Raw genomic sequence first — 10,611 nt, 5'->3', positions numbered from 1 at the left:
CGAGGGCGACCGCGGCGCCGACGTCGCGCTCGTGGTCGAGCCGCCCTTGCGCAGCCCGTTCGCGTCGGCGGAGTCGTTCGAGGACTGGCCGCAGCCGGCCAGCAGCAAGGCCACCGCCCCGGTGACCAGGACGATGGCGGAAGTTCGCGTCATACCGTGCTTTCCCCGGTGGATCGGTGTCTGAGTGCCGCCGGGGCCACCGGCGTCCGGTGCAGCGTACCGGGGTTCAGTGGATGTGTGCCTGCCAGTCCGCGGGCACCCGGTCGCGCGGACCCGGCGTGCCCTGATCGGCCGGGTGGCTGGTCGGCGGGGCGAGTTCCGGTCCGTCGCCGTACATTTCCTCGGTCGCGAAGTTCCAGTACCAGTCCTCGCCCGGCTCGAAGCTCTGAATGAACGGGTGGCCGGTGTCTTTCGCGTGCTTGCTCGCGTGCTGGGCGGGGGAGGAGTCGCAGCAGCCGACGTGGCCGCACTGCGCGCAGCGGCGCAGATGCACCCACCAGCCCTGGTCGGCCTCGCACTCCACGCAGCCGGTGCCGCTGGGCGGCACGGTGGTATCGATGCCCTCGAGTTCCTGCGTCATCGTTGACCTCCTGAAGTCGGTTCTGCTTCGGCGGGATTCAGCTCGGCCGGGTCGTCCGGTGTGCGGTTCAACGGCAGCCACACGGTGAATCGGGTGTTGCCCGGCTCGGAGTCGACCTGGATGTCGCCGTCGTGCTTGTTCACCACGATCCGGAACGAGATGTCCAGCCCGAGCCCGGTGCCCTCGCCCATCGGCTTGGTCGTGAAGAAGGGCTCGAAGATCCGGCTGCGCACCTCCTCCGGAATGCCCGGACCGGTGTCGCCGATCTCGATGACGGCACAGTCGTTCTCGTGCCGGGTGCGAATGGTCAGGGTGCCCCGTCCATCCATCGCGTACACCGCGTTGTCGATCAGGTTGGTCCACACCTGGTTCAACTCCGCCGCGTAGCAGGGCACCGGCGGCAGCGAGCGGTCGTAGTCCTTGACCACCTCGACGCCGTCGCCGATCTTGCGGCTGAGCATCACCACCGTGCTGTCGAGCAAATCGTGGATGTCCACCACCTGGAAGGGCGCGCGATCCATCTGCGAATACTGCTTGGCCGCGTTGACCAGCGAGGAGATGCGCGTCGTCGAGTCGGCGATCTCGTTCATCATCAGCTCGGTCTCGATGGTGTAGTTCAACCAGCGGATCGCGCCCTGGAACACCTGATCGGCGCAGCCGTCCAGCGTGGCCGCCACCCGCTCGAGCCAGTCGACGTCGAAGCCCGCCTGCACGAAGGTCGGCGCGAGGTTCCAGCCGTCGCCGATGCCGTGCTCCTCGAACCACTCGCCGAGCAGGTCCTCGCGGTCGGCCGCCTCCATCGGGGTCAGCTCGGGCGCCTTCGCCACCTGCGCGGCCGCCTCCTCCTGCAGGCGCACCAGGGCGCCGAGGGATTCGGTGTCGAACTTGCCCTCGGCCATCATGGCCAGCTTGTGCCGCATGCCCGCGACCCGTTCACGCAGGCCGGAGGTGGCCCGCACCGCGGCCGCAGCCGGATTGTTCAGCTCGTGGGTCAGGCCCGCCGACAGCGAGCCGAGCGCGAGCAGCCGCTCGCGCTGGCCGACGCGCGCGTTGGCGTTGCGGTTGCCGAAGAACACGCCCTCGAGCAGGTGCACGGCCATCGGGAACCACTCGTGCATCATGTCGGCGAAGGTCGAGGCGTCGAGCACGAAGAACCGCGACGGCTCGGTCACCTTCATCGACCCGTTGTAGGTCTGGTCGACCTTGTCGCCCAGGTAGGCCATCCACGCGCCCGCGTAGGAGCCGTGGTGCCGGGTGCGGACCAGCTCGATCTCGGTGCCGCCGGACAGCTTGGTCAGCACGACCTCGCCGTCCATCAGCACGTAGAAGCAGGTGGCCGGCTCGCCCTCGCGGTAGACCAGGCCCGGCTCGATCGTCTCGACCCGGCCGTCGCGGCAGAGCCGATCCAGCTGCTCGTCGTTCAGCTTCTCGAACAGGAACAGGGTGCGCAATTCGGCTGGGTCGCATACTAATCGGCTGCTGCGGCCCGCGTTCTCCGGTGAATTCATCTGTCGCCTCCTGATTCAGGCCAGGTACCGGTGCACGAGCATGACCGCCATCGCACCCTCGCCGACCGCCGACGCGACCCGCTTGGCCGAGTCGGCGTGCACGTCGCCCGCCACGAACACGCCGGGCACGCTGGTCTCCAAATGGTGTGGCGGACGGGGTAGTTCCCAGCCCGCCGGGCGCGCGCCGTCGACCATCAGGTCGGGGCCTGCCAGCACGTAACCGGCGTCGTCGCGCTTGACCATGCCGTCGAGCCAGTCGGTCTGCGGCACGGCGCCGATGAACAGGAACAGCCGTTCGGCCTCCGCCTTCTCCTCGTTGCCGGTCACGTTGTCGCGCAACACGATCTGTTGCAGGTGATCATCGCCGTCGGCGGCGATCACCTCCGTGTTGGTGTGCACCTGAATGTTCGGAATCTGGGCGATCTGTTGAATCAGGTAGTGCGACATAGAGTTTTCCAGCGAATCCGAGCGCACGATCAGATGCACGGTATTCGCGTTGCGGGACAGGAACACCGCGGCCTGGCCCGCGGAGTTCGCGCCGCCGACGATGTAGACGTCGCGATCGGCGCACTCGGCGGCCTCGGTCATCGCTGAGCCGTAATAGACACCGCGCCCGGTGAAGTCGTCCACGCCGGGGGCCGGATGACGGCGATAGTCCACCCCGGTCGCGATGATCACCGTGTGCGCGCACAGCCTGCCGCCGTCGGCGAAGCGCACCGTGCGCGCCGAGCCGTTCACCTCCAGCCCGACCACCTCGCGGGTGGTGATCACCTCCGCGCCGAACTTCGCCGCCTGGCGACGGGCCCGATCGGCCAGCTGCGCGCCGGACAATCCGTCCGGGAAGCCGAGGTAGTTCTCGATGCGCGAGCTCTGCCCGGCCTGGCCGCCGGTCGCGGTGCGCTCCACCAGCACCGTGCGCAGCCCCTCGGACGCGCCGTACACCGCCGCGCCGAGCCCGGCCGGGCCGCCGCCGACCACGATGAGGTCGTAGAACTCGCCGGTCGCGTTGACGGTGAGGCCCACGTTCTCCGCGAGCACGCTGTCCGACGGCTGCACCAGCGCGTCGCCGGTCGCCGTGATCACCACCGGACATCGCTCGGGATCGGCGCCCGCGGCCTCGAGCAGTCGCGCGCCCTCCGGCTCGTCGGCGAGGTACCAGCGGTAGGGCAACTGGTTGCGCGCCAGGAACTCGCGCACCTCCGAGGAGCGCGGCGACCAGCGGTTGCCGACCACCTTGGTCTCGGTGACCGGCCGGTGCTCGCTGGCGCGCCAGGCGTCGAGCAGGCCGTCGAGCACCGGGTAGAGCTTCTCCTCCGGCGGATCCCATGGCTTGAGCAGGTAGTGGTCCAGGTCGACCACGTTGATCGCGTTGATCGCGGCGCTGGTGTCGGCGTAGGCGGTCAGCAGCACGCGCCGCGCGTACGGGTGCAGGTCCATCGCCTGCTCGAGGAACTCGATGCCGTCCATGCCCGGCATCCGGTAGTCGGCGATCAGGACCGCGACCGGCTGGCCGCGCAGTTTCATCTCACGCAGTGCGTCGAGGGCCTGGGCGCCCGACTCCGCGCGCAGGATCCGGTACTCGGCGCCGTAGCGACGGCGCAGGTCGCGCACGACCGCCCGGGACACCCCGGGGTCGTCGTCGACGCTCAGGATGGCCGGTTTCGTGGCAGCGGGTGAAGTCACCTAACGAGTATGAATCCTCGGTGCAAACCGTGTCGTGGACGTTTCACTGCTGGCGGACAGGCGCCGCGAACCGATTAAAATGTCCGCAAGTTCATCAAGCGCGCTCGGCCGGTCCCGGTTCGTTCGCCTGGCCACCGGAGGCGGCGTTGCCGAAGAATCTCGAAGTCACCATCGATATCGCCGCCCCGCCGGAGCGGGTCTGGGCGGTCGTCTCGGATCTCGGTCGCATGCCCGAGTTCAGCCCGCAGTGCGTGCGGATGCTCCCGCTCGGCACGCCCAAGGCCGGCACCTGGGTGCTCAACCTGAACCGGGACGGCAAGAAGTACTGGCCGACCACCGCGCGCATCGTGCGCTTCGAGCCGAACCACGCGTTCGCCTTCAAGATCAACGAGAACCGCTCGATCTGGAGCTACACCCTCGAGCCGACCGAGACCGGCACCCGGCTCATCGAACGCCGCGACGTGGCCAACGGCATCACCTGGTTCTCCCGCAAGTCGATCGACGCCGCGCTCGGCGGGGAGGGGCCGTTCGAGGAGGCGCTCGTCCGTGGCATGAACGAGACGCTCGGCAAGATCAAGGCCGCGGTCGAGGCCGGCGGCTAGTTCGGCGTGTTCGCGCTCGGCGTGCCGGGTTCGGTGCGTAAGTTGGGCGAGTATGCGACGAATCACGCGCGCGCCCATGGTGATCGCCGCGCTCGCGGCGGCGGCGTTGGTCGCGGGTTGCGGCGGCACTGATTCCGAGCCCGAGCGCCAGGTCACCGTGGTCGGCAGCGGCCAGGTCCGCGGCGCCCCGGACATTCTCAACGCCGACCTCGGCGTCGAGGTGACCGCCGACAACGTCTCGGCCGCCATTACCCGCGCGGGCGACCGCGCCAGGGCGATGACCGACGCCATCGTCGGCGCGGGCGCGACCAAGGAGGACGTGCGCACCACCGACGTCTCGATCCAGCCGCAGTACGCGGGCGGCCCGGACGGCGGCAACACCGTCGTCGGCTACCGCGCGAGCAACTCCGTCCGCGTCGTCGTGCGTGACCTGAGCAAGGCCTCCGCCGTGCTGGACGGCGCGATCACGGCGGGCGGCAACGAGACCCGTTTGCGCACGGTGTCTTTCGCGATCGACGACAAGTCCCAGCTGCTCGCCGACGCGCGGGCGCGGGCGTTCGCCGACGCCAAGGCCAGGGCGGAGCAGTACGCGGTGCTCGCCGGGGTGCGGTTGACCAAGGTCGTCACCATCACCGAGGCGAACGGCCGCGACGACGAGGCCAAGATGTCCGCGCGCGACGCCGCGGCGCAGTCGGTCCCGCTGGAGCCGGGCACCCAGACGGTGACCTTCACCGTGAAGGTCACCTGGGGCCTCGGCTAGTTCCGTTAAACCGTGATCGCGAACTTCGGCAGCGTCACGACCTGCGCGGCATAGGAGAGCCCGGCGCCGAACGCGATGAGCAGCGCCGTGTCGCCCGGCTTCGACTCGCCCTTGCGCAGCATCGCCTCCATGGCCAGCGGAATGGAGGCCGCCGACGTATTGCCGGTCTCCTCGATGTCGTTGGCCAGCGCGCAGTTCTCCGGCAGTTTCAGCACCCGCGCCATGATCTCGATGATCCGGCCGTTGGCCTGGTGCGGGATCATCGCGTCCAGGTCGTCGGTGGACAGGCCCGCGCGGTCGATGGCGTCGCGGCACACCTTCTCCAAAGAGTGTGCGGCCCAGCGGAATACGGCCGTGCCCTCCATCGCCAGATACGGGCGCACCGCGTCGGTGCCCTTCTCCTCGATCTCGCGGAAGAACTCGACCCAGTCCTTGTCCTGGCGGATCGCGTGGTGCTGGGTGCCGTCCGAGCCCCATACCGTCGGCCCGATGCCGGGCTCGGCGGACGGGCCGACGATCACCGCGCCCGCGCCGTCGGCGAACAGGAACGCGGTCGAGCGATCGGCCGGGTTGATGGTGTCGGTCAGCTTCTCCACGCCGATCACCAGCACGTGCGCGGCGGTTCCGCCGCGGACCAGGTCCGAGGCCAGCGCGACCGCGTGGCAGAAGCCGGCGCAGCCCGCGGAGACGTCGAAGGCCGCGGATCCGTTCATGCCGAGCTCCGTCGCGATCCGCGGCGCGGCGGCGGGAGTGAGCAGCAGATGCGTCGACGTCGCGACGATCACGCAGTCGACCTGGTCGACCGCGATCCCCGCCGAGTCGAGGGCCCCACGGGCCGCGGCGACGCTCATGCTCTGGATGGTCTCCGACTCGTCGGCGAAGCGCCGGGTCTTGATCCCGGACCTCGTCTGAATCCACTCGTCGCTCGAGTTGATCGGGCCCGCCACCTCGTCGTTGGTGACCACCCGAACCGGGCGGTATACGCCGAGCCCGAGGATCGCCGTGTGCTCAGCCCCGGTGGTCTGGGCGATTCGAGCAGCCATGTGCGTCTCCTATGTACCTGCGGCACCGCCGCCGGGTTGTTCCCGAAGCCTCGATCTGGATCCCTCATCAGCCGCCACCTACGGAGCCGTAGACATGAGGCCCCCTCATATTAGCCGCAGTGTCGCCGTTTTGCCGTGCGTATTCTCACAAACCCCGGGTATACGCCGATCAGCACGCTGAAACGCTTTCCTGCAGCGTGCCCCAACTATGTGTTTGCCGGTCGTCGGAGCTGCGAATGGCAGACGCGGATTGCGAGGACACCATGCTCGGTCTCGGGATTATCGGGTGGATCATCATCGGCGGTCTGGCCGGTTGGATCGCCAGCAAGATCATGAAGACGGACGCTCAGCAGGGCATTCTGCTGAACATCGTGGTCGGCATCGTCGGTGGCCTACTCGGTGGCTTCCTGCTCAAGCTGCTCGGCGTCGACGTCGAAGGCGGCGGCCTGTGGTTCAGCTTCTTCACCTGCCTGGGCGGCGCGGTCATTCTACTGTTCCTCGTGGGTCTCGTGACCGGACGTCGCGTCCGCAGCTGACGGCCCCCTGTCACAGGCTCCTTTCCCGTAAGGTGTGAACGCTTGCGCCCACCTATCGTTGATGGCGCGATCCGACTGCATCTAGCACGAAAGAGGAGCCTGTGGCCCGCCGTCCCACGCCGCCCGGTACGCCTGAACGCACCGGAGTCGGCCACGTCGCCGACCTGGTCCGCCATGCGATTCCCCCGCTGCACCCCGCCGGGCTTCCGTTCGTCGCGGCGCCGCTGGCCGTCGCCGTCCTCGGCGGCAAGCGCAAGTGGGTGCGCCGCGCGGGCCTGCTGGCCGCCGGCGCGTGCGCCACGTTCTTCCGCCACCCGAACCGCGTCCCGCCGAACCGCGCGGGCGCCGTGGTCGCCCCGGCCGACGGCGAGATCGCCCTCGTGGACTTCGCCGCCCCGCCCGCGGAGCTGGGCCTCGGCGACCAGCCCGTGCCCCGGGTGAGCGTCTTCCTCTCCGTGCTCGACGTCCACGTGCAGCGCACGCCGGTGTCCGGTGTCGTGCGCACGGTGCTGCACCAGGCCGGCCAGTTCCGTTCGGCGGATCTGCCCGAGGCCAGCGCGGTGAACGAGCGCAACACCATGGTGCTCGACACCCCCGCCGGCCAGCAGATCATCGTGGTGCAGATCGCGGGCCTGCTCGCCCGCCGCATCGTCTGCGACGCCCAGGTCGGTGACGTGCTGACCATCGGGGACACCTACGGCCTGATCCGCTTCGGCTCCCGGGTGGACACCTACTTCCCGGCGGGCACCGAGCTGCTCGTCGAGCCGGGGCAGCGCACCGTCGGTGGTGAGACCGTCTTGGCGGTGCTCGGTTCCGCGTCCGCCAACGGTTCATGATGGAGGCGGCTGCTCCGATTCAGCGACGGCGGCGCCGCTCGATCCGGTTGCTGCCGAGCGTGGTCACCATCCTCGCGTTGTGCGCCGGCCTGTCCGCGGTGAAGTTCGGCCTGGACGGCCGGCTCGACATCGCGCTCGCCATGATCGGCGCCGCCGCGGTGCTCGACACCCTCGACGGCCGGCTGGCCCGAATGCTGGACGCCACCACCAAGATCGGCGCGGAGCTGGACTCGCTCTCCGACGCCATCTCCTTCGGCGTCGCGCCCGCGCTCGTGCTCTACGTGACGCTGCTGCACTCCGAGACCGCGGGCTGGATCATCGCCCTGCTGTTCGCGGTGAGCATCGTGCTGCGGCTGGCCCGGTTCAACACCCTGCTCGACGACGACACCAGGCCGGAGTGGGCGCGCGAGTACTTCGTCGGGGTGCCCGCCCCGGCCGCGGCCCTCATCGCCATGGTGCCGGTCGGGTTGTTCGTGCAGTTCGGCGACGGGTGGTGGGTCGGCTTCTACGCGGTCGCCGCGTGGACCGTGCTCGCGGCGGCGCTGGCCGTCAGCACCGTTCCGACGCTGGCCATGAAGTCGGTCTCGGTGGCGCCGCAGGCCGCCGCCGGGCTGCTCGTGCTCGTCGCGCTCGCCGCGGCGCTGCTGGTGACCTACCCGACCGTGCTGCTGCTGATCCTGGTCGCGCTGTACCTGGTGCACATCCCGTTCGCCTGGCATTCTCAGCGCTGGGTGGCCGCGCGGCCGGAGACCTGGCAGCACAAGCCCGCCGAGCGTCGGGCCCAGCGCCGGGCGCAGCGGCGTCCAGTGATCCGCAGGCCCGCGATCCGCGGCTCCACCGCCCGGCTGCGTCTGCGCAGGCCGGGCGGCAAACAGCGGGACGCGAACAACCTGCCCGGCTGAGGCCCCGGTTCCCACTGGGATTTCTTAAGGTCTTGAAAAGCCTGGGGGACAAAGCTCTCGGAGCATGGGCACTCTGGCGGCAGTGGGTGACTTCGACTTCGGCGGGTGGGGTTTCGGCGGCTTCGGCGCCGCGCGATTCGGTCTGAAGCGGCTGCTCGGCATCGCCGATTCCGCGCGCGGTGAGCACGTTCGGCTGCCCGCGTCGGCGAGCGGTACGGTCATATTCGGCGGCAGAGTGCGGAAGAAGGTGGCGATGGAGCCGGACGGGCTCGGCGTGTTCATGACCCATCGCCCCCGCCTGTTCGCCCTCGCCTACCGGATGCTCGGCTCGGCGGGCGAGGCCGAGGACGCCGTCCAGGAGACCTATCTGCGCTGGGATGCCGCCGACCGCACCAAGATTCGCGCCGCCGAGGCCTGGCTGACCACCGTGCTGGTGAATCTGTGCCGCACCTGGCTGGTGTCGGCGCGGGCGCGCCGGGAGACCTATGTCGGGCCCTGGCTGCCCGAGCCCGTGCCCACCGAGCGCGGCGAGCTGGGCCCGTTGGAGACGGTCGAGGAGCGCGAGCTCGTCTCCTTGGCGCTGCTGAGCGCGATGGAGCGACTGACTCCGGTCGAGCGGGCGGTGTTCGTGCTGCGCGAGGCGTTCGGCTACGCGCACCGGGAGATCGCCGACATGCTCACCATCAGCGAGGCCAACTCGCAGCAGATCTTCCGGCGGGCCGGGCTGCGGGTGCGCGAGGGGCGGGCGCGCTTCGACATTCCGAGCGAGTACGCGGGCGAGCTGATCAAGCGGTTCCTGAAGGCGGCGCGGACGGGGGACATCGAGTCGCTGGAGCAGCTGCTGACCGCCGATGTCGTGTCCATCGCGGACGGCGGTGATCAGGTCAACGCCGCCAAGCGTCCGGTGGTCGGCGCGAAGAACGTCGCGCGGTACCTGGCCGGGCTGTTCCGGTGGGAGGTGCCCGGCATGGAGTTCCGCATCGAGGAGGTCAACGGCGCGCCTGCCGCGGTGGCCAGGGTGAACGGCGTGCCGCTGCTCGTCGCCGGGGTGGAGCTGGTCGACGGCGCGGTCGCCGCGCTGCGGCTGGTCGTCAATCCCGAGAAGCTCGCCTTCTTCGCCAGGACGTCCTCGGCGTAGCCCGTCGCGGGCGTGACGTGACTCACCGCCGCGGATTGTCAGGGATGGCGGCGCTGTCCGGTCTGAAGGGTGTCGGCCGATCGAGAAGGAGCCACATCATGACCGGACAGCATCGAATCGTCGTGCTCGGCGCGGGATACGCGGGCCTGGCTGCGGCGGGGCGACTCGCCAAAAAGGCGCGCGGGGCCGAGATCACCGTCGTCGACGCGAGTAGTCGCTTCGTCGAGCGGGTGCGGTTGCATCAGCAGGCTGCGGGACAACAGATTCCGGTTTGGGATCTGCGGGAGCTGTTGACGAGCAAGAAGATTCACTTCGTCTGCGCCCGTGCGACGAAGATCGACACCGAGGGCAAGCGCGTATTGCTCGATAACGCAATGCCTCTCGCCTATGACGCCCTCGTGTACGCCCTCGGCAGCATCGGGGATTCGAACGGTGTGCCAGGCGTCGCGGAACACGCCTACTCGGTGTCGACCCCCGCGGATGTGGACCGTTTCCAACCGCCCAGGGGCAGGATCGTCGTGGTCGGCGCGGGATCGACGGGGATCGAACTGGCCGCGGAACTGGCTGAGTCGCAACCCGATTCGCGGATCCTGCTGCTCAGCCCCGACGAGCCCGGTGCATGGCTGTCGCCGAAGGCGCGGGCGCATATCCGCCGCACGCTCGAGCGGCTCGGCGTCGAGATCCACTCGGACGCGAAGGTGATCGAGGTGACCGACGACGGCGTTCGCCTGGCGGACGGCTCGCTGATCGAGGCCGCTGCGACCGTGTGGACGGCCGGCTTCGCCGTGCCGGATCTGGCGGCGCGCTCGGGTATCGCGGTCGACCGCACGGGGCGCGTGCTGACCGATCCCGCGCTGCGGTCGCTCTCACACCCCGAGATCCACGCGGCGGGTGACAGCGCCGTCGTCGCCGGCCCCGGCGGCCGGAGAACTAGCGCATGGCCTGCGCGACCGCGTTGCCGACGGGCAAGCACGCGGCCGACGCCGTCGTCGCGCGCCTGCGCGGCGGCCGACGCGGGGCCGG

11 protein-coding genes are annotated in these 10,611 nt (G+C 69.7%); 7 read left to right on the top strand and 4 right to left on the bottom strand.

Annotation, left to right across the window (positions count from 1 at the left end; all coding sequences use genetic code 11):
• Nucleotides 1-226 precede the first annotated feature (226 nt).
• The 3 genes from ON39_RS30950 to ON39_RS30940 are packed head-to-tail and all read right to left on the bottom strand — an operon-like array spanning nucleotide 227 to nucleotide 3,771.
• On the bottom strand, nucleotides 227-580 hold the full coding sequence (locus ON39_RS30950; protein WP_040739564.1) for a UBP-type zinc finger domain-containing protein: 354 nt from the start codon (nucleotides 578-580) through the stop codon (nucleotides 227-229).
• A complete protein-coding gene (locus ON39_RS30945; protein ID WP_040739563.1) occupies nucleotides 577-2,088 on the bottom strand; it encodes an ATP-binding protein in 1,512 nt (503 codons plus the stop codon). The genes ON39_RS30950 and ON39_RS30945 overlap by 4 nt, the downstream gene beginning before the upstream one ends.
• A gap of 15 nt (nucleotides 2,089-2,103) precedes the next feature.
• Nucleotides 2,104-3,771, bottom strand: a complete 1,668-nt coding sequence (locus tag ON39_RS30940; RefSeq protein WP_040739562.1) for an NAD(P)/FAD-dependent oxidoreductase — start codon at nucleotides 3,769-3,771, stop codon at nucleotides 2,104-2,106.
• A gap of 146 nt (nucleotides 3,772-3,917) precedes the next feature.
• Between ON39_RS30940 and ON39_RS30935 the strand changes: the two genes are divergently transcribed.
• Both ON39_RS30935 and ON39_RS30930 read left to right on the top strand, forming a co-directional pair.
• Nucleotides 3,918-4,373 (top strand): SRPBCC family protein, encoded by a 456-nt coding sequence (locus tag ON39_RS30935; RefSeq protein WP_040739561.1) that lies wholly within the window; start codon nucleotides 3,918-3,920, stop codon nucleotides 4,371-4,373.
• A 52-nt stretch (nucleotides 4,374-4,425) separates the two neighbouring features.
• A complete protein-coding gene (locus tag ON39_RS30930) occupies nucleotides 4,426-5,133 on the top strand; it encodes an SIMPL domain-containing protein (RefSeq protein ID WP_040739560.1) in 708 nt (235 codons plus the stop codon).
• 5 nt (nucleotides 5,134-5,138) lie between these two features.
• On the opposite strand, the gene ON39_RS30925 is transcribed toward ON39_RS30930, so the two are convergent.
• Nucleotides 5,139-6,176 carry a beta-ketoacyl-ACP synthase III gene (locus ON39_RS30925; protein ID WP_040739559.1) on the bottom strand — a complete coding sequence of 346 codons (1,038 nt, stop codon included), beginning with the start codon at nucleotides 6,174-6,176 and terminating at the stop codon, nucleotides 5,139-5,141.
• Nucleotides 6,177-6,439: 263 nt separating this feature from the next.
• On the opposite strand from ON39_RS30925, the gene ON39_RS30920 reads away from it, so the two are divergent.
• The 5 genes from ON39_RS30920 to ON39_RS30900 all read left to right on the top strand — a co-directional run.
• Nucleotides 6,440-6,712: a GlsB/YeaQ/YmgE family stress response membrane protein gene (locus ON39_RS30920; protein ID WP_040739568.1), complete on the top strand. Its 273-nt coding sequence runs from the start codon at nucleotides 6,440-6,442 to the stop codon at nucleotides 6,710-6,712.
• Nucleotides 6,713-6,813: 101 nt separating this feature from the next.
• Nucleotides 6,814-7,548, top strand: a complete 735-nt coding sequence (locus ON39_RS30915) for a phosphatidylserine decarboxylase (protein ID WP_040739558.1) — start codon at nucleotides 6,814-6,816, stop codon at nucleotides 7,546-7,548.
• Entirely contained in the window at nucleotides 7,548-8,450 is a 903-nt protein-coding gene (locus ON39_RS30910) for a CDP-alcohol phosphatidyltransferase family protein (protein WP_051187364.1), read from the top strand. The genes ON39_RS30915 and ON39_RS30910 overlap by 1 nt, the downstream gene beginning before the upstream one ends.
• Before the next feature lie 253 nt (nucleotides 8,451-8,703).
• A complete protein-coding gene (locus tag ON39_RS30905; RefSeq protein WP_040739566.1) occupies nucleotides 8,704-9,588 on the top strand; it encodes an RNA polymerase sigma-70 factor in 885 nt (294 codons plus the stop codon).
• 98 nt (nucleotides 9,589-9,686) lie between these two features.
• Nucleotides 9,687-10,611 (top strand): NAD(P)/FAD-dependent oxidoreductase (locus tag ON39_RS30900; protein WP_051187363.1); only part of this gene is annotated, 925 nt, incomplete at its 3' end.

Origin of the sequence: Nocardia tenerifensis NBRC 101015 (genome assembly GCF_000308715.1) — a bacterium.
Classification (GTDB): domain Bacteria; phylum Actinomycetota; class Actinomycetes; order Mycobacteriales; family Mycobacteriaceae; genus Nocardia; species Nocardia tenerifensis.
This window is presented reverse-complemented; position numbering and strand designations above follow the sequence as displayed.